Origin of the sequence: Limnobacter sp. UBA7229 (genome assembly GCF_002473065.1) — a bacterium.
Classification (GTDB): Bacteria; Pseudomonadota; Gammaproteobacteria; order Burkholderiales; family Burkholderiaceae_B; genus Limnobacter; species Limnobacter profundi.
Map to the genome: position 1 here is coordinate 93,852 of NZ_DKTN01000014.1, position 19,453 is coordinate 113,304.

Sequence of the window (19,453 nt, forward strand, 5' to 3'; positions counted from 1 at the left end):
TTTAATTTGCCTCAATGGCAGCTTTGAACCTGAACACACGCGGGCTCCTTACCCCTGTTTCTTCAAACAAACTCAACGCCCTTCTCAACTTCGCCCCACCATCTCGCGTTACCTGCACCCAGTTAAAACTGGCATCGCCAGGCACGGTGCTGGTAAACAGCGCATCAAACGGCACGCGCAGGTAAATTCCCTTGTCAAAACTTCCCTCACCGAAATCCTCAGCGGATACATTGGTTTTCGTGGCGTATGCGCCAATACGTACACCATTATCAAACACGCGAGAAAGGTCAACCGTAACACCTTTATCGCCTGCCAAATACTGCCCCACTGATACCGTCGCGAGGATATCTTCAAAACCTGTGTCCACGTAGGCGGTAATATGCCCCGTATTAACCGAGTAATTTCTAAAACCAAAGTCTTGTTCAAATGCGCGTTGTTTTACTCGGTTAACGTCTACACCAAGCGCCCAGCGTGAATTCATGGGGCGGTACAAGTATTCCCCCCCTACCCCACCAAACATGCTTTCAAGGTAACCGCCGTACAGGCTGTAAAAATGGTTTTGTGAAAGCTGGCCCACATGGTTTAGCTGCAAATTGCTTAGCTTGGTATCCGACGCAGTGGAGTATTCCCTAAAGTTGGTGCGCACCTGTGGCAAACGGCTGGTACCCCGCTGTGTAAATTTGTCGAAAGTGCCGCCAAGTACATGGTCAATTCGCCCGGTTACCCATGTGCTGTCGGTAAACTCTATTTCGCCTCGTGCATACCCGGTAAACTGAAATAGGTAGCCATTGGCTCCGCCAAAAGTTTGCTCGTAACCCAAGCCCACGCCGCCGTTGTACCAAGGGTCATAATCGGTGTGGACTGGCCTGTAGGTGTAGCTGTTCGGTTCTACAGCAGCCACCGGGTTGCTGTTGGTTTGTTCAACTGGTAATTCGGTTTTATCGGCGGCCCATTGCTTGCGATTTACTACATGCTGAGCTACATCTGCTCCACGGTTTTTGTAGTTGAAACTAAACCAGTTAATGCCTTCAGCCACGTTTTCATGAAGGGCAGCGGTTGCTTTGTCTACTGCCTTGCCCGGGTAGGTTACGTCAGCATTCTTCACGGTTAGCTGTACCTCACTGCCGCGCTGTTGAACACTTTCAACATTCCAGGTGGTTTGCTGCTCCACCAGTTTTACCGTTTTTTCCCAATCAGTGCTCGTTGGGCGCGGGCCTTGAGTAACCACAACAGGTTTGGGATCAGTAATTTTGGGTACTGCGTACTTGCTTACGTTTTCTTTAAACGACAAAGCAAAGCCCATGGTGTTGCCGCGCTGCACGCTCACACTAAGGTCGATGTAATCGTTAATTCGATAAACCGCACCGTAGTTAATGTTGCTGCTTTGTGCTTGGGGGTTATTCAGTGGCTCATTGGAATAATCGTTGCCGTCTACCTCGACTTTGAAAATCAAATCTTGCCAAGGGGTTTGCCATTCAACACCGCCAAACAGGGCTGCCTCGCCGCGAAAGTAGGCGCTACTGTTGGCCTGCCCACCCACGCCAACATCAGGAGCTGGCCGAGTGTCAAATTCATCAGTGATAAACCCAAAAGGGTTTGAAATACCGCCACCACTGGCCATGTTGCCGAAGCCCAAGCCCAGCGTGAAGTCGAACTTTCCGGCACGTTTATTGGCCACAAAATATTCGCTGGAAAACAAACCCGTACCGCCGATATCCCTAAGGCCCATGGCCACTTCAGGAACATAGGCAGTTTCGTCCAGCAGGCGTACCTTGAGGTCTACGCTTTTGTCTTGATACTTGCGGTCGCCACTGAAGGCGTCTGAACCAAAACGGCGGTTGGTAATGATGGAGTATCGAAAACCAGCCTCCAGCCATTCAAAGGGCTGGTAAATAAACGAGTAGCGCGAATACGGCTCAACCCTGCTGGCTGTAATGCTGATGGTGCCTTCCTCGGCCATGCGGGCGCTAGGCATTTGCAGCAAACCTACGGTGCCCCAATCACTACGGGTGGGGCGCACTGTATAGTCAAAGGGCGTGTTGTTGGCCGCTATGGCATCCGCTTCAGGGGCCTCAACCACAGGGGGTTGAACTGTGGTGTCAGCAGGCTGCTTGTAAGCGCCTTGTGTTTGTAAAAACTGCACCAACTGTAAGCTTTCTTGCTCGGCCCAGCCGCTGTTGCGCGCAGGTGCCCACACCCACGCACCGGGTTGCGGCAAGGTTTGCTCAGTTTGATTCCACAGCCCTACATTCAGTTTGGTTACCTCACCGCTGGGTTGAACAAGCCATGCTTGGTCAAAACCCTCACCAAACTGGTACCAACTGCTTTTGGGGAAGCATTGTTCCAGGTAAGCAAGCACGCTTACCTCAGGTTTGAATTCAGCAATACATTGCCCGCTGGTACCCAATACGGCGATGGTGTTGCCCACTGGCTGAAGCACCAATTGGTCATTGTTTTGCAGTATGGGGTCAAGGTTAATTTTGGCGGCTAGCACGTGCCCGTCTTGGCTAGGCAGCAATTGCCGGCCCGTTACTGGTAAGCCATCAAGCAATGGCTGCAAATAGGCAGGCACTTTGCTGGGGCCCATCACGGCCAGTTGAGTTATCAGCTGGGTTTTTTGCAATGCTTGCTTGCTGCGCAGGGCTGCGCGTTGCAACACCATGCCTTCAAGTTGCAGGGCTTGCCCCTGCGCATTGCGTGCACTGCCGGGTAGCAATTGCTGGCGCATCAACAATTCAGAAAGGCGTTCACCCTGCTTGGGCGCATAAATGGTTTCGGCTTGGGCCCAACCCAAGTGGGTAATCAACAAAGCCAGGGCTGCGGTTGTTTTTAGTTTCATGGCTTGGGTACTGGGTTGGAGCGGTACAGCCATTCAATACATGTGGCTGAAGTAAGGCACTGGCTACCGTACACGGGGCTACCGGTGCTGGTAAATGCATGCAGGCTGTAAGGAATATCACTATCGGCTTGCGGTATTTCCTGAAACCACAACAGTGTTTGTTTCTCGTTTTTGGTGGCTTCAACAAGGCGTTTGCGCAGCACGCTATTTTTGGTATTCACCTGCGCCTGAGGAATTGGCGCAAACTGAAGTGCCACTGTTTTATTGAAAATTTGCTGATCGGGCTGGCTGTAAGTTTTACCAGTGGGCAGCTGCACCCCTTGTTGATTGGGCTCAGCCCAAGTGTACTGGGTGTTGCTAATGTAGTTTTTAACACCGGTTAAGCCCACCATGAACCCGTTTTGGGTTCGCAGTAATTCGCGCTGTGAATCGTACCAGGTTTGCACGGAGGGCTGCTGTTGTGGAGTAACTACATAGCCAAGCACCATCATGGCCTGCGCACCCACGGTATGCGCCTCCAGGTACTGTAAGTTTGGGTCCATTTCAAATTGCTCAAACCGATCGGGGCTTGGCGACCCCACCGCTTGAATCATGTCGTAAGCAGCTTTGAAATTTGTGGTGCACGCACTTAAACCCACACAGGCAAGGGGCAACAGCAGAAGTCGAATAATTTTCAGCACAATTGATGAGTATAAAAACACGATAACAACGGGCAAAAAAAAACGCCCCCATCAGGAGGCGTTTTTGTGTGCTGTGGCTTAGTTGGACTGAGAAACAGACACGGGGGCGTTGTTGTCGTCATTGGAAACGGCAATAACAGTACCCAAGGCAGCGGCAACACCCACTGCACCGGCCACACCCAAGCCACCAGCCGCAGCACCTGCACCAGCTGCACCAGCACCGGCGCTTGCGCCAGAACCTGCACCAGCGCCGCCACCCGCACCACCAGCTTGGCCACCGGAAGCAGCCTCACCCGTTGCAGATTGGGCAATGGCTACGCCACTAAAAGCCACCATGGAAATCATGGCCAAAAATTTCTTCATAACAATTCTCCCTAATTAAGGATTCTATAAACGCGCGTCTTTAGAAAATACATCAGATTTCACAATTACGCTACCTTTAAAGGCTTGTTTTTGAACTAAAAACAACCCTACACCCTGTTTTGGTGGGGGCACACCTTTATCGTTTAAAACTCCAGGCTTTCTTCAGCGCCTGGAAACCCTGCTGGCTGTTTTCATCGGCGGCGGCCTTGCGCATGGCAGCGCGCACGAATGCCAGTAACACGGCAAGGAAACCCGAGGCCAATACACTGAGCACTACAATCAAGGCACGCTTGGGCTTGCTTTTGCGCTCGGGAACCGTAGCCACATCCAGCTGCTGCACATTGCCACCGTCTTTGGCTTCGTCGACTTTGGCCAGCTCGAACTGCTTGGCCATAATTTCAAACACCGCTTCCTGGTACTTCACCTCGCGCAGGGCGCGAACATATTCCAACCCTTGCTCGGGCAAATTACCCGCGGACACCAAACCCAATTCACCACCAGTACCACCTTTGTCCAGCTTTTTAAGCTCAGCGCGCAGGCCATTCAATTCGGCCACCACTCGGCGATAATCGGAATTCTCGGGGGTGGCAAAGGTGCGCATGGCACTAAGCTGCACCTCACGCTGCGCAATCTCGGCACGCAGGCGCGCCACAGCCTCAATGGTTACCTCTGCCTGGCTTTTCAACTCCACCAAACCTGTGCGCTCTTGGGTTTCTTTCAGTTTTACCTCAGCATTGGAAAGTTCTTCTTTGGCCTTGGCAAATTGATCTTCAAAAAACTGGCGACGTTGCTGAGCTTCGGTAACGGCCACACGAGTCATCAAGCTTTTAAGTACCTCGTAATAGGCATTGGCCATTTTCGCGGCGAGTTCGGGGTCTTTGTCATCCACTTCAACGGTAATCAATCCAGACTTTTTATCACTAGTCACCCGTACGGCATTGTCTAAGGTGCCGTAGACATCTCCACGCAATTCGGCCTCGTAGTACTCCACCAAATTGAATTGATCGATGATTTGATCCTTCGCACTGCGACTTTGCAGCATGGCAATTACAGTGTCTGCCGTAGTGCCCCCAGTACTAATGCCTGCCAGCCCTGCCAAACCACCCAGGCTGGCCAATGCAGCCGCTGCCCCACCGCCACCACTGTTTTGTGGAGGTAGCAGAGTGGTTTTTGCCGTAAATATCGGAGTTAAAAACAAGCTAACCACAATAGCCACAATGCCAACTACAAAAGGCAAACCGAATACCAGTTTTTTTTCTTCGCCCAGGGTGGTGGCAAGTTCGACCAAACTTATTTCATCGTCGTCAAATTGCTCAGCTTGCCGGGGTTCCATGTGTGAATTCATACCTGCTTACCGTTAGTCTTGAATGGCGTTAACAGCTGCCGCGCCAAGGCCAACCTGATAAAAAATTTGGGAAATATCGATCAAGGTTTTTGTGAGCGATACGCGCTCAAAGTCTTCAGGCACATAAATAGCGTCCCCCGGCAGCGCGCGCTTGCCATACAAGCCGCTGACGAAGGGCACCCAGCCTTGTTGCGCACTGTCTACGGTGCCGTTGGCTCGAATGACGAATATGGAGTCATCATCAGCGCCTTTCGCAGCACCACCGGCCATGCCCAAATAATCGAATACTGTGTTACCCGGCTGGAAGGCATACACGCCTTGGCTATACACCGACCCCAATACCGCTACCTGCCCGGGCAGGGATGGCACAGCCACGACGTCACCATCCACCAATTCAATGGGGGGAAGTTCGGCAATAGACTGTGCATCGGGTTTAACTTCCAGCACCACCCGGCCTTCCGGCTTCATTTTACGCAAGCGCTCCAGGTAAGCGCCCTGCACTTGAGCCTGCTTTTGGGCGTTTGCGGCATCAGCGGCCGAAATGGCCGATGCAGCGTTGCTCGCCTGTGCCGACACCAACATGCGCTCGGCCTGCTCCAAAGCCTTTTGCTTTTGTTGTTCCTGTTCAGCAGCAATGGCGCGGCGGTTGAGCTTGGTGCCAAATAAGTAAGCGTCTTCGGCAAGGCCACCTGCTTTCACAATCACATCGCGCAGGGTTTCGCCGGGCGCAATTTGGTAGTAACCGGGCGCTTTTACTTCCCCGGTTACCTTGATCAATGCCGTTTGGCGAGAGCGTGGAATTTGTGCATCATTCGCGCTGAAAATGGTTACCACATCGCCCGCTTGAAGTTGCATGTTTTGAGCGGGGTCGCCAGCCATGGCTTTTCGCAAATTAAAGGGAATCAGCCTGGTTTGAAGTTCTTGCCGATCAAGGCGCTCGATTACGGCGTAATCCCAATTAATTTGCGCAAGCATAGAGGTAATGGTTTCTTCGACCACCTCAATTTTTTGCTCGCCCTCTTCACCCTGATCTGCCTTATTAAAAAGCTTTGAATCGTCTTGGTTCAACTGGCTGCGCAAATCGGGATCTTTGACCGATTTGCGGGCATCGGCTTTATTGAATTGCACCAAGGCGCCCTTCTTTTTGAAATAGCTGTCTTGAATCAAGGCATCGGTGTTGGGGATCAAGTCGGCAATTCGCATACCTTCGAAGTAGGGGTAGCGCGCTGGCGCTGCCACATTCCCTTTCAAGGTTACTGCGTTTGCGAATTCTCGCCGCGTCTGAAATACGGTGACAATGTCACCGTCTTGAAGGGTCGCCTGATTAAGGGCGCGAGTGTAACTGAGTTGTTCAACGGCTCTGGGTGCTTTGGGGTTGCCAGTGTTAAACCCCTCAATCAGCACGGTATCTTGCCGCAACAAGGTGCGGTCTACACCCGACATATCCAGCACATCGACCAGGTTTTCACCGGGTTTCAGTTCAAAAATTGCAGCCGCAGGGCCCTCTACATTCAGGGCTACGCGCGCACCAGCCTGCGCAATAAACACAACATCGCCAGCGCGCAACTTGCGGTCTCCGTTCAATTCACCTTTGCGAAGTAAATCGTAAAGGTCAAACGTAGCCACAGTTTCGCCACCGCGTTTTAGCTGCACATTTCGAAAACTACCGTTAACGCCTGGCTGAGCAACAGAAAACACCACTGAAGCCAAGGTGCTAGTGCTGTTCACAGTGTGCAAACCCGGGGCAAGGGCTTGGCCAGCCACGTAAATATTGACTCCGCTTAGCTTGCCCAGTGTTGCGCTTAAACTGAAGTTTTTGTAGTACTTGCCAATTTCTGCTTTCAGGAATTCATCCAGATTACGTGCGCGCACACCTGCCACGGGAAAGGTTCCCACGGTTGGGATGGTGAGCTGACCGTCACGATCGACTGTGGCTGTGTGGTTCACATCAATACCACCCCACACCCGCACCAAAATTTCATCACCCGCGCTTATTTCATAATCCGCCGACACCTGGGCATTGTTTTCCCCGCCCACAGCGAATTCGGTTTTCAGGGCTTTGCTGCCAAACGGGTACAGCAACTTGCCGGTGTTTTCAAACACAAAGCGCTGAAAACCGCTCAGTGGGCGCTTGGGAGCCGGCGAAGACTGATCGTTCAACGATTGACCGCTGCCCGGTTGACCCTCCCGATTAGCACTCGACAAAGCCGGGCTTGATTGACCCGGAAGTTGTTGAACGCCGGCTGACGGGTTACCGGCATTTAAACTTGCTGCGCCGCCTTGCTGAAGTTGAATGGCGCGCTGTTGTTCTTGAGACAAATTTACAAAACCAGCTAGCCCCAACCCCTGTTGGGCCCAAGCAGAGGTAGCAAAAACGGAGAAGGCAAGAATACCCAGCAAACGGCCAGTGCGACCTAGCGTTAAACAATACATTGTGTATAACCTGATTGGTAGAGCAGTAAAGATTAGCAGAAACCTGCGTTAATTCAGGGCTTTGGCCTGTCGACGGAAGTAAATACTTAAACGCAGCATGCGCCGGTACATGCGCTGATACACCACAAAGCTGATAACCAGCCAAGCCACCACCATTCCAATACTTTCAGGCCAGAATATGGCGCCCAACATGGGAATGAACGAATACACCCACAAAAAGGGTGACGTGTAGGCATTGCGCTTCCAGGCTGGGGCGCCTGGCATCAGCTTGCGACTAACCACACGACGGTAGATGAGGCTGTGAAGGTGGCTTGCATCTGGGCTGCCGGGGTTGTGCTTGCGTTTGCGGCTTGCGCGCCGGTACACACTGAACAAGGTTTCAATAAACGGATAACCGCACACCAGCAACATGGCCCATGGGCTTACCTGGTCGGGGTTGCGCGTTGCCAAGGCCACGGCCAGCACAGCCACGTAATAGCCCAAGGTGTAAGCACCCGCATCGCCAAGAAATATATAACCACGGGGGTAATTCACGGCCATAAAACCCAGCACCACGGCAGCACCCAACAAAGCCAAATTCAGCACTGCGGTGTCACCAACGCTGTAAGCGATAGACCCCAAGGTGAGCAGCATGAGTACCACCACACCACTGGCCAAGCCATTAAAACCATCGATAATGTTGACGCTGTTGGCGATGCCGGCGACTGCGAAAGCAGTGAACAGCAAACCCACCGGGGCTAGCGCGAGAAACCAATCGAGGCCAGGTACATCAACGCTGCTGACCCAATAACCTGTAATTACCGCAGCCAGGAAACCGCTCAGCATGGTAGCCAAGAGGCGGGCTTTGACTGAAACCCGCTTGGTGAAATCTTCGAGCAAGCCCTCGGCAAATGCTGGAATTGCGCCAATAAGGATAAGGGTGAGCAAAGAAGCGGTACCCTTGCTGAAACCATGGGGCAATGCAAACCACACACCCAAAAAGCCAGCCAACAAGGCAATACCGCCAATTCGAGGGGTTGGCGCCGTGTGGAATTTTTGAACGCCACAAGTGCCGTCCATACTGAAAGTGCCGTGCCAGCGTTTGGTTGCAACAATAATTAAACTGGCCAGAAATGAGCAAGCAAGCCCGCTAAATAATGCTGGCCAGAATATTTTGATGGCCTCGATGGTTTGCATATTTGTATCAACTCAATTATTTAATTTATTTCATCAACCAATGGTTGAACACAGCGGATATATGTTTGTAATTTGATGGCTTTTTTTAATTCAACAAGGCCGCATATTTCTTCAAATTTGGCGACCTTATTGTGCGCTTGCAGCATGTCAACTTGATTACTTCTATGCGCCGAAGTCTAATGCTGGCCTAAATATGGAACGAAGCATTAAGCTCACAATCGACTATCATATCACTCCGCAACAAGGATCTTGGATGCATTTTTGTACCCTGCAAATGCGGGGCTGTAAAAATGACTACAACAGGGCTTTCAATTCAGAATAAACTCGGCAAATCCATCTTGAAATGTCTGAGATTGAACAGCAGCCATAGTATTCAATTCGTTGCTCGACGAACACCACAACAAAACGTGGTGTTCGTCACGCTCAATAAAGGCTCCTGCCAATAGAATTCGTAATAGATCAACATAAATCTCGGGATCTACTACCGTATATTTCGGAACATTAGAGGACAAATTCCGGATTCTATTTCACTGTTTTGGAGTTCAACCCAGCAACCCTTTGTTCGCTGTGCGTGTGGCTTCAAGCTCTTTCTGTATCAAAGCGCCTGTTTGCTTGCTTAAACCTACCGCCTTGGCCAAGGTTTCAAACTGAGCGAGGGCATGAACGGTGTGTTCAACGATTTGCCTGGCTTCGCCCCAATTCGCAAAACCTGCTGCAGCTGCCAGGCCCTGAACGGCCTTCAACGGCGGCGCTTTGCCAAACCCTGCAAATGCCGTGCTGTGCTCACCGTGGGGGTGGGGGCTAAAGGTGACATCGTAAAAAGGTGCTGGCTGCCAGTGGCCTTGGTCGTTTTGCAAAAACGCCCAGTTTTTGCTGTGGTCGTCTTGATTGCTCGCCAGCAAATTGAACACAGCGCGCCGAAATTGAAGCTGAGCTGCCGCAGGCGATTTACACAAGCGCCGGGTTGCCGAAATTAGCGTTTGGTAATCCAGGCTGGGCAAGCGAAAGTCTGCACCCAACAGGCCACAAGCACTGTGCATGTGCAAGCGGCCGGCCGGGCCCTCTTGATTGGAAACCCAGTCAAAACGCTTTAAAGCCAACCAAGGGTACTCACGATTGGCATAACAAGGTTGAACCAAGGTGTGTTGTGCTGGTTCAAGCTGAAGTTGCTCGGCAAGCTGCAAGTACACCGCTTCGCAAATACCTTCCTCGTGGCCCAAGGGCAAACTTGCGGAAGTAAATTTAACCAACCAGGCTTCATCGCCCGCCCTGAATGCCGTGCTGCAGTTGGCCCAGTTGCCGGGTTGCGCATATATCAAGGCCTTGGGCCTTGCTCCACCAGAATTACCACTGACCACCAAGGCTTGCAGCACCTCCCCGGTTTGCCCCTCGAACACGGCTTGGGCTTGTTGGCCCAATTCGGAAAGGTCAATATCGCTTTGCGTTATAGCTGCATATTGTGAATTGGGGGCGTACGCCAAGGCACCCACTGCACCCTGCCCAACAAAGGCCAGGCGGTCCATTTGCGTGAGCAGGTTGGGCAGTATGCCATGCTGGCGAAACACGCGGTCTTGAAGCAACAACCCCCAGCCATCGGGCAGGCTATCGGCAAACACACCATGCAGGCCTTGGTGCGGGCCAGCCTGGGCTTGCTGAAGGGCCAATGTGTTATTCAGCGCGTAAGGCGACAAATTACCAAAGCGGCTTAGGTATTGGTCGTGGTACTGAAAGTAAACGCCTTGCCTGTTTTGCGCCAGGGTGCCCACTTCAACCTGCACACCGGTGGACAAGGTGCGGCTTACATTCAGTTTTTGGATGGGTTTAAAACTCATCGGCCAGCACCTGTTCGATGGTTGTTGGGTGGGCTAAGGTGTTGTTGTGCCGCTGATTAAGCAGCATGGCCAGGCGGTCTATGTTGTCCAGGCACTCCCAAAGCAGCAAAAACTGGCGTAGCGATATTTGGCCGGTGGTTTCAAACTTTTTGATGGTGGGCGCTGGCACAGTGCTAATTTTTTCCAATGCCTGACGAGACAGCTTTTGCTGCTTGCGCAGCCGCTGAAGGTGCTGGGCCAGCTGGTTTTGCAGGTTGATTTCAGTAGACAAACTGATATTCATTTAAGATACAATAATATCCATAAAATCCAATTATAACAACTTATGGACATTATTGTGTCTATTTGCCAAGTGCGTTTTAGTGCGCACGCCTGCGAAAGAAAATACCCAGCACCAGCATGCGGCGGTACAGCCGCACATAGGCCACTACGCTGAAGGCCAACCATGCCAACACCATGCCCAGGCTTTCTGGCCAGAACACGGCGCCCAGCATGGGCACTGCGGCGTAAATCCACATTAACGGGGAAGTGGCAGCATTGCGCTGCCAAGCTGGCGCATAGGGCAACAGTTTGCGGCTAACCACGCGGCGATACACCAAGCTGTGTAAATGGGAAGCATCGGGCGCGCCAGGGTTGTGCCTGCGTTTGCGCGTGGTTCGGCGGTACACACTGAACAGTGTTTCAATCACCGGGTAACCGCACACCAGCAACATGGCCCATGGGCTTACTTCGATGGGGTTGCGCATGGCCAGCATTACAGCCAGCATGGCGACGTAGTAGCCCAGGAAATAGGCCCCAGCATCGCCCAGAAACAGGTGGCCCTTGGGGTAGTTGATGAACAAAAAACCCAAGGTAACCGACACGCCCAGTAGCGCCAGCTGAATGATGACAAAGTCGTCTACACGCCACGCGATGGTGGCCAGCGTAAGCAGCATAAGCACCACCACGCCACCAGCCAAGCCATTGAAACCATCAACAATATTCACGCTGTTGGCAATACCTGCCACGGCAAAGGCGGTGAATATGAGGCCGATTGGGGCAAGTGCCAGCAGCATGTCTACGCCCGGTACATTCACAAAACTGACCCAGTAACCAGTCAGCAATGCTGCGATTAAACCGCTGGCAATGGTGGCCAACAGGCGGGCTTTTACGCTGACGCGCTTGGTAATATCTTCGGCCAGGCCAAAGGCAAATGCTGGCAAGGCGCCCAGCAACAACAGGCCCAACAAGTGTTGGCGGTTGCTGCCCACGGGCAGGAATGACCAAGCCGCAATTAAGCCCACGGCCAGCGCGACACCGCCAATGCGGGGCGTTGGAATGGTGTGAAATTTTTGGATGCCCTGCGGGGCATCGAGTGTAAGGCGGCCATGCCATTTTTTAGTTAATACAATAAACAAGGCCACCAGAAAGCTACATAATAGCCCTACCATGGCCGAAGGCCAGTTCAGGCTTAGCGCCGCTGCTGTTTGCATGATGCTCCACACACATGAAACAGTGCTTGCGGGCAGGCAAGCACATTGTTTTATTTAAGTCATTAAAAATGCCCGAGGCGGCAAATTGCTACAGGTAATATTTCGTAATTATCGCACCTGCTTCATGGCAGGTTTGTGACACAGCACCTAAGGGTGAAGTATACGCCTGCCTTTGTTACACGTGTTACAGCCTTTTGGATTCAGCTAGAGGCCATTAATTGCTAACGGGCGAGTGGAGAATTGGTTGGCATGGCTAGTCCAATTTCTATAAACCAGTTTGCATCAATCGGCCCAACCATCGATATTGCGTAAAGACTCGTCCAACAGATCATTAATCGCTTGGTCTGCAGAGTCACTTTGGGCAACAACATTCGATTGGCGTGCACATTCCTCGGCGAAACCCGGTTTGCGGGTATCTAGCACCCAAATTTGTACCAAACGCAATATTTGGATCACCTTCCCACCAGTTGAATGGCCTGTTTGGCCATGGTATTGACCGACAGGTGCAACAGGTTAAACACCCAGCGGATGGTGGCCACTGAGGCATCTGCCAATGCATAAGTTGAGCGGCCCAGGTAAGCCATGATGGCATTGAGCATGCCAGCTACCTCTTTGGCTTGTTTGTGGCTGGCTTGGGCGTAGCGGGCGAGTATTTCCGAGATCTGATCCAATACCGTGAATGCCCCCGTACCGTAATGGCTCACGCTGAGCAGGCTTTGTGCGCCCAAACGGCTCAGCATGTCGTGAATGGCTTTGTTGATCAGCTTGAGCAAACGCCCACTGAACATGGCACCGGGCATTTTGGCGAGTTGTTCAAACTGCCCTGCTTCCTTGTTGTTGGCTGGGTACAGGGAGTTTTCAAGCTGCTGTTGTTTGCCTTGGGTAAGGCTTTGCATTTGTTTCCAACTGCTGTTGACCATGCTGCCATAGCCGTTGGCCAGCATGTGCTGCATGGGGTTGATTTTCAGCATGCCGGCTTCTAGCAGGTAAGTGCCATGCACATAGGGCGAGTGCACGAAGGGATAGCACGGCACCATGGTGACAATATCCGCTTCGTTGGCCACGCGGTACACATGGGCGGCTTTCATTTTTTTACTCAGGTGCTCGGCATACGGCACCATACCCACGCGGGGTGCGGCCACGGTGTACAGGTAAGAATTCAAGCCCAGTTCGGCGCAAGCCGCTGCATTGAGATTGGCCAACGCACCGCCCAAGCTATGCCCCATGCAGTGCACTGCGGTGGGCTTGAAACCGAGGTTTTGTTGCCTGATGAATTCATTAAGCTGCTGAACGTAGCTTTTGAATGTGGTGCCAAAGCCTTTGTGAATGGCATGGCCAGTGGGGCCAGGGGTAGGAATGGCGTTGATGTCGGTACCAGCATCAGCCCAAGTGGCTGTGCCACGGGTGGCGATGACGATTTCGCGGGAGCGACCACCGTTGAGCTGGGCCATGAAGCCAAAGCCGCTGGGAATGGGGGTGGTGAGACCGGAGGTGGCGGTGATGATTTTGACGCTGTCTTTGGCGACAAACGGTAACGCGTACCTCACCTTATCTTTAAAGTTTCCCAAGGTGATGTCTTTACTTTCATAAGCTTGGTCAGTCAGCTTATAAATTTGACCAGGATTTAATTCCATTTTTACAAAGCTCCATTGTGTTTACAGCGAACAATTTGACTTTCACCACCCTCTTCAGAAATGGAGAGATCGCAATCGAGTTTTAGAAAACCATTGAGAGATTCAGACCCAAGTTCGTAATTTGGCTTTCGGAAATACCAAATCAGATAGTTGATTCCTTGATAACTAACTTTCAGACTCTGAGAAACAACTGGATTCGCCGACAACAAATCTGGTCTTAAGAACCTTCGTTCCTGAACCACATCGAACTTGAAGCGTCCGTCGATGCCAGTTGAAGCGGTGTCGCTGTACTTACCCCCCGCAAACCCACCGCTGTGGAGTTCTCGCGTTACAACCTCGTTGGCCAGCGGCTTTCCTTGCCAATGAATAAACCCTTCGATGGGCGAGCAGTACACAATTTTTCTGAACACAAAGGCCTCCGAGGGGACGGGAGAGAGGGGCAGCAGCAATACCAGAGCAAACAAGATGCGGTACATGGTTTAAGCCTGCATGTTTTGAACAAACGAGCACGCTAGCACTGGGTGGGGCGGGAGGCAAAAACAGGGTTGAGTACGTAATCAGGATGGGGGTTATTGCTGCTGGTTGTTGCTTGAAAATACCAAACCAGATAAACTAGTCAGATAACTAGTCATTTAGGATAAGTTTATGCAAACATGGCCTGTACAGGATGCAAAAGCCAGATTCAGTGAGCTACTGGACACCTGCCTGCGTGATGGTCCCCAAGCGGTAAGCAGGCGCGGCCAAGAACAGGCGGTTTTGGTATCCATGGCTGAATGGGTACGGCTGACCCAGCAAAATCAGCCGGGCGTGAAAGTTTTGCTACTGGCCGAGGAGGCCCGTACGGAATACCTTGTACCCCCGAGAGGGCAGCTTAAGCGCCGAAAAGCCAACGCACAGGAAGGCTGAACCATGTACCTTCTGGACACCAACGTTATTTCCGAACTTAGAAAAGCAAAGCCCCATGGAGCAGTGCTTGCGTGGATCAAGAATATTCCCGAGCATTTGCTTTACCTTAGCGCATTCACACTGGCTGAGATTCAAAGTGGGATAGAAAAAACTCGAGAACAAGATAGCGACAAAGCCGAAGAAATAGAGCAATGGCTGAACAAACTGGAAGCGACCTTTAAGGTACTGCCTATGGATGCAAGGTGCTTTCGAGTATGGGCGAAATTAATGCACCGGGAAACAGACACAGCACTTGAAGATGCCATGATTGCAGCCACGGCCCTTGCCAACCAGTTAACGGTGGTGACTCGCAATACGAGGGACTTCACTCGGTTTGAAGTACCGCTGCTAAATCCGTTCTCTAATTAAGGTTTGCGCTGGGTGCCTGGTCTGAAAACCGAGCGACACATTCATACTGCAGCAAGCCCAAAATTGAAAAGTAAGGTGTTGCTTAACAGGCTATTGACAGGCTCATTTGATGGGTTAAGCGGCTTGAAAGCGTAAAATAAGGACGTTAAAAGCGCCTTACACGGAACAATCACATGCGCCAGGTATTACTAAGAAACGGCAATCGGTTCGCTTGCGAATCCAACACCACCATTCTGGACAGTGCTATTACCAACAAAATTGCCTTGGAGCACAGTTGTAAAAATGGTCAATGCGGTGTTTGCGAGGTCAAAGTGCTAAAAGGTGACACTAAGGCTTTGCGCCCCGAGATTGCATTGGGTGCAGAAAGGCTTGAACAAGGCTATGTACTGACTTGCTGCCGCACGGCGATTTCTGACCTTGAAATTGATGCTGAGGACCTGCCCGAATTGGCTGGGATCAAGACCAAAACCTACCCGGCGCGTATTGATTCAATTGAGAGATTAACCCAATCGATTATCAAGGTTATTCTGCGAACTCCACCCAACGACAAAATTCACTTTTTAGCTGGGCAATACATTTCCGTGATCGGGCCAAATGGCCTAAGACGCAGTTATTCAATTGCAAACGCCCCACGAGCAGACGGAAAAATTGAATTGCACATCAAAAAAGTGGATGGTGGTGCATTCAGTGCGTACTGGTTTGATCACGCAAAGGCAAATGATCTGCTTCGATTCGAGGGGCCGCTAGGCACTTTCTTCGTGCGAAAACCCTTGCCCAAGAAGTTGATTTTGCTGGCAACCGGCACTGGCCTTGCCCCGATTAAAGGCCTTCTTGAGCATATAAACACACTACCCGCAAATGATTTGCCTGAAATTCATATGTATTGGGGAAGCAGGTTTGCGGAAGACATTTACATGGACCTGGCCCAACCTTCTTCCTCAAACTTAAAGATTCATGTGCTGCTTAGTCGGCCCGGAGAGGACTGGATTGGTCGCACAGGCCATGTTCAGGAGGCGGTATTGACTGATCACAGGCATTTTAATGAATGTGCTGTTTATGCTTGCGGCTCGATCAAAATGATTGAATCCGCCAAAGCGGCCTTGGTGAAAAGTGGGTTACCATCCAACAAATTCCATTCAGACGCCTTTGTGAGCTCAAATTAATGAAAGCCGTAATTCTGGCCGGTGGCCTTGGCACACGCCTAAGTGAAGAAACCAGCATTAAACCCAAGCCGATGGTGGAAATTGGTGGCATGCCGATTTTATGGCACATCATGAAAATGTATTCACACCATGGCATTAACGATTTCGTGATTTGTTGTGGCTACAAAGGCTATGTGATTAAAGAATACTTTGCGAACTACTTTCTTCATCAATCAGACGTTACGTTTGACATGCGCAACAACACCATGGACGTTCACCACAAGCGTGCCGAACCATGGACAGTTACGCTTGTTGATACTGGCGAGAATTCAATGACTGGTGGACGCTTGGGCCGGGTGCGCAAGTACATTGAAAACGATGAAATGTTCTGCTTCACCTATGGCGATGGCGTGGGCGATATCGATATTGGTGCATCCATTGCTTTTCACAAGCAGCATGGCAAAGCGGCAACACTAACCGCCACTTACCCTCCAGGGCGCTTTGGCGCACTGGATATTCGTGAAGGCAAAGTACTTAACTTTAAGGAAAAACCCAAAGGCGATGGGGCGATGATCAATGGTGGTTTCTTTGTATTAAGTCCCAAAGTTTTAAGCTACCTTGGTGGTGATGACACTATTTGGGAACAGACGCCATTGCAAAAGTTAGCCGGGGACGGTGAACTGATGGCTTTTGAACACCAAGGCTTTTGGCAACCCATGGACACGCTACGCGACAAGCACTTGCTGGAAGAATTGTGGGCCAGCGGCAAAGCACCCTGGAAAAAGTGGGACTAAAAATGACGGGCTTCGTGAATGCCGATTTTTGGAAAGGAAAGCGGGTATTTCTGACCGGCCACACCGGTTTCAAAGGTGGCTGGGCTGCACTGTGGTTGCAACAAATGGGTGCAGTTGTGAAAGGATTTTCATTGCCACCGCCCACATCGCCTTCTCTGTTTGAACAGGCCCAGGTTGCCGAAGGCATGGAAAGCGAATTTGGCGACATTCGCGATTTAGCTACGATTACCAAGAGTATGGCGGCTTTCAACCCAGACATTCTGATTCACATGGCGGCGCAACCCTTGGTGCGGCTAAGCTACCGGGATCCCGTTGAAACTTACGCCACCAACGTAATGGGTACTGTGCATGTATTTGAGGCAGCACGGAAATGCGCGAACTTGGAAGCGATTGTAAACATTACCACCGACAAGTGTTACGAGAACCGAGAGTGGGAATGGGGATATCGCGAGAACGAACCCATGGGTGGACACGACCCCTACAGCAACAGTAAAGGTTGTGCAGAGCTGGTGACCAGCGCTTACCGCAAATCGTTTTTTAACGCCCCCGGAACACCTGCACTGGCCAGCGTGCGCGCAGGCAATGTAATTGGCGGTGGCGATTGGGCTGAAGACAGGCTAATACCCGACATTCTCAGGGCCTTTGAAAAGCAACAAGCTGTCGTGATTCGCAACCCCACTGCAACCCGACCTTGGCAACATGTGATGGAACCACTTGCTGGCTACTTTGTGCTGGCAGAACAGCTTCACGGCGGGAAGCACCCAGAGTTTGCGGATGGCTGGAACTTTGGTCCGAAAGATGAGGATGTGCAACCCGTAGGCTGGATCTGCGACCACATGGTGAAACAGTGGGGCCAGGGCGCGAGCTGGAAGTTAGACGGTCAACCCAACCCGCATGAAGCCAATTATTTAAAATTAGATATTTCCAAGGCCAAGCGCCACCTAAATTGGCAGCCCAAATGGAATTTGGGCTTAGCGTTGGAAAAGATTACTAAGTGGCACAAGGCGTGGTTGGCTGGCGAAAATGCCCGCGACCTTTGCCTGCAACAAATTAACGAATACACAAATACCCGCACACAGGAAGCAGCATGAGCGAACCCCTTACATTCCACAAAACCAACCCGGAAGCCCTGCGCGCGCAAATCGCGGAATTGGTTCAGCAGTATGCAGATGCAGTACACGCACCCAAGGCGTTCGTTCCCGGTGAAAGTTCTGTACCTGTTTCAGGCAAAGTAGTGGGCGCGCCTGAAATTCAAATGATGGTGGAGGCCAGCCTTGATTGCTGGTTGACCACAGGGCGCTTTAACACCATGTTTGAAGCCCGCTTGGCCAAGTTTTTGGGTGTTAAGCATGTGCTTACAGTGAATTCAGGTTCATCAGCCAACCTGGTGGCGTTTTCAACATTGACTAGCCCTAAGCTGGGCGACCGAGCCATTAAACCTGGCGATGAAGTGATTGGTGTGGCTGCAGGCTTTCCAACCACGGTGAACCCAATTTTGCAGTTTGGTGCGGTGCCCGTGTTTGTAGATGTAGACCTGCACACCCACAATATTGATGCCACGAAAATTGAAGCTGCAATTGGCCCTAAAACCAAAGCAATTATGTTGGCGCATAGCTTGGGCAACCCCTTTAACCTGGACGTGGTCAGCGCACTTTGCAAGAAATATGACCTTTGGCTGGTTGAAGACACTTGCGATGCCTTGGGGGCCAAATACAAGGGGCAAACCGTGGGCACGTTTGGTGACATTGCAACATTAAGCTTTTACCCTGCCCACCACATTACGATGGGCGAAGGTGGTGCTGTGTTTACCAACAACGATGAACTGAAAGTAATCGCGGAAAGCTTCCGCGATTGGGGCCGCGATTGTTATTGCCCCCCCGGAAAAGACAACACCTGCAACAAGCGTTTTTGCTGGAAGCTGGGTGAACTGCCCGAAGGTTATGACCACAAGTACACCTACAGCCACGCGGGTTACAACCTGAAGATTACAGACATGCAAGCTGCTTGCGCATTGGCACAAATGGACCGACTGGAAGGATTCATTGAACAGCGCCGTGCGAATTATGATTACCTGCGCAACAAACTTGAAAGCCTTCAGGATTATTTCCACCTGCCTGTGGCCACACCCAATTCCGAACCATCGTGGTTTGGTTTCCCCTTGGTGCTGAGGGAAGAAAGCGGAGTGAAGCGCGTTGACCTTTTGAACTACCTGGACCAAGCCAAGATTGGCACGCGGTTGCTGTTTGCAGGCAACCTGACAAGACAGCCTTACATGATTGGACGTAACTTCCGTATCAGTGGTGACTTGACCAACACCGACATTGTGATGAACCAAACCTTCTGGCTGGGAGTGTACCCAGGTTTAAGCACAGAGCATTTGGATTACGTGGTGCAAAAGATGGAAGAGTTTTTTGGGGTTGGGTTTTGAA

Annotated in this window: 18 protein-coding genes; 6 read left to right on the forward strand and 12 right to left on the reverse strand. The window is 51.4% G+C overall.

Translation table 11 applies throughout. The features are described from left to right. Position 1 precedes the first annotated feature (1 nt). The 12 genes from B4C79_RS08650 to B4C79_RS08705 form a co-directional block, all read right to left on the reverse strand. Positions 2-2,839: a YjbH domain-containing protein gene (locus B4C79_RS08650; RefSeq protein ID WP_291751354.1), complete on the reverse strand. Its 2,838-nt coding sequence runs from the start codon at positions 2,837-2,839 to the stop codon at positions 2-4. Beyond that, positions 2,836-3,381 carry a hypothetical protein gene (locus tag B4C79_RS08655; protein WP_291739252.1) on the reverse strand — a complete coding sequence of 182 codons (546 nt, stop codon included), beginning with the start codon at positions 3,379-3,381 and terminating at the stop codon, positions 2,836-2,838. Before B4C79_RS08655 ends, B4C79_RS08650 begins: the two co-directional genes overlap by 4 nt. A 216-nt stretch (positions 3,382-3,597) precedes the next feature. Continuing rightward, the gene (locus B4C79_RS08660) at positions 3,598-3,882 is read right to left on the reverse strand and encodes a hypothetical protein (RefSeq protein WP_291739251.1); all 285 of its coding nucleotides are present in this window, start codon (positions 3,880-3,882) and stop codon (positions 3,598-3,600) included. A 136-nt stretch (positions 3,883-4,018) separates the two neighbouring features. Beyond that, positions 4,019-5,227 carry a GumC family protein gene (locus B4C79_RS08665; protein ID WP_291751349.1) on the reverse strand — a complete coding sequence of 403 codons (1,209 nt, stop codon included), beginning with the start codon at positions 5,225-5,227 and terminating at the stop codon, positions 4,019-4,021. Between the two features lie 12 nt (positions 5,228-5,239). Continuing rightward, positions 5,240-7,660, reverse strand: a complete 2,421-nt coding sequence (locus B4C79_RS08670) for an SLBB domain-containing protein (RefSeq protein ID WP_291739249.1) — start codon at positions 7,658-7,660, stop codon at positions 5,240-5,242. Between the two features lie 48 nt (positions 7,661-7,708). Continuing rightward, complete coding sequence (locus B4C79_RS08675) at positions 7,709-8,836, reverse strand: MraY family glycosyltransferase (RefSeq protein ID WP_291739248.1); 1,128 nt, start codon at positions 8,834-8,836, stop codon at positions 7,709-7,711. Positions 8,837-9,378: 542 nt separating this feature from the next. Continuing rightward, entirely contained in the window at positions 9,379-10,668 is a 1,290-nt protein-coding gene (locus B4C79_RS08680) for a type II toxin-antitoxin system HipA family toxin (RefSeq protein WP_291739247.1), read from the reverse strand. Then, positions 10,658-10,951, reverse strand: a complete 294-nt coding sequence (locus B4C79_RS08685; protein WP_291739246.1) for an XRE family transcriptional regulator — start codon at positions 10,949-10,951, stop codon at positions 10,658-10,660. Before B4C79_RS08685 ends, B4C79_RS08680 begins: the two co-directional genes overlap by 11 nt. A 76-nt stretch (positions 10,952-11,027) precedes the next feature. Continuing rightward, positions 11,028-12,140, reverse strand: a complete 1,113-nt coding sequence (locus tag B4C79_RS08690) for an MraY family glycosyltransferase (protein ID WP_291739245.1) — start codon at positions 12,138-12,140, stop codon at positions 11,028-11,030. 282 nt (positions 12,141-12,422) lie between these two features. Then, positions 12,423-12,596, reverse strand: a complete 174-nt coding sequence (locus B4C79_RS08695; protein ID WP_291739244.1) for an antitoxin MazE family protein — start codon at positions 12,594-12,596, stop codon at positions 12,423-12,425. Next, the gene (locus B4C79_RS08700) at positions 12,593-13,774 is read right to left on the reverse strand and encodes a lipase family protein (RefSeq protein ID WP_291739243.1); all 1,182 of its coding nucleotides are present in this window, start codon (positions 13,772-13,774) and stop codon (positions 12,593-12,595) included. Before B4C79_RS08700 ends, B4C79_RS08695 begins: the two co-directional genes overlap by 4 nt. Before the next feature lie 2 nt (positions 13,775-13,776). Next, positions 13,777-14,250, reverse strand: coding sequence for a DUF6795 domain-containing protein (locus tag B4C79_RS08705; RefSeq protein WP_291739242.1), 474 nt, complete (start codon positions 14,248-14,250; stop codon positions 13,777-13,779). A 169-nt stretch (positions 14,251-14,419) separates the two neighbouring features. Between B4C79_RS08705 and B4C79_RS08710 the strand changes: the two genes are divergently transcribed. From B4C79_RS08710 to rfbH, 6 genes are all read left to right on the forward strand, one after another. Continuing rightward, complete coding sequence (locus tag B4C79_RS08710; protein WP_291739241.1) at positions 14,420-14,680, forward strand: type II toxin-antitoxin system Phd/YefM family antitoxin; 261 nt, start codon at positions 14,420-14,422, stop codon at positions 14,678-14,680. Between the two features lie 3 nt (positions 14,681-14,683). Further along, entirely contained in the window at positions 14,684-15,088 is a 405-nt protein-coding gene (locus tag B4C79_RS08715; protein ID WP_291739240.1) for a type II toxin-antitoxin system VapC family toxin, read from the forward strand. Positions 15,089-15,261: 173 nt separating this feature from the next. Beyond that, a complete protein-coding gene (locus B4C79_RS08720; protein ID WP_291739239.1) occupies positions 15,262-16,251 on the forward strand; it encodes an FAD-binding oxidoreductase in 990 nt (329 codons plus the stop codon). After that, positions 16,251-17,024 (forward strand): glucose-1-phosphate cytidylyltransferase, encoded by a 774-nt coding sequence (rfbF, locus tag B4C79_RS08725; protein ID WP_291739238.1) that lies wholly within the window; start codon positions 16,251-16,253, stop codon positions 17,022-17,024. The genes B4C79_RS08720 and rfbF overlap by 1 nt, the downstream gene beginning before the upstream one ends. Further along, on the forward strand, positions 16,985-18,115 hold the full coding sequence (rfbG, locus tag B4C79_RS08730; RefSeq protein ID WP_414673415.1) for a CDP-glucose 4,6-dehydratase: 1,131 nt from the start codon (positions 16,985-16,987) through the stop codon (positions 18,113-18,115). Before rfbF ends, rfbG begins: the two co-directional genes overlap by 40 nt. Then, entirely contained in the window at positions 18,112-19,452 is a 1,341-nt protein-coding gene (gene rfbH / locus B4C79_RS08735) for a lipopolysaccharide biosynthesis protein RfbH (protein WP_291751842.1), read from the forward strand. Before rfbG ends, rfbH begins: the two co-directional genes overlap by 4 nt. The last annotated feature ends 1 nt before the right edge of the window (position 19,453 follow it).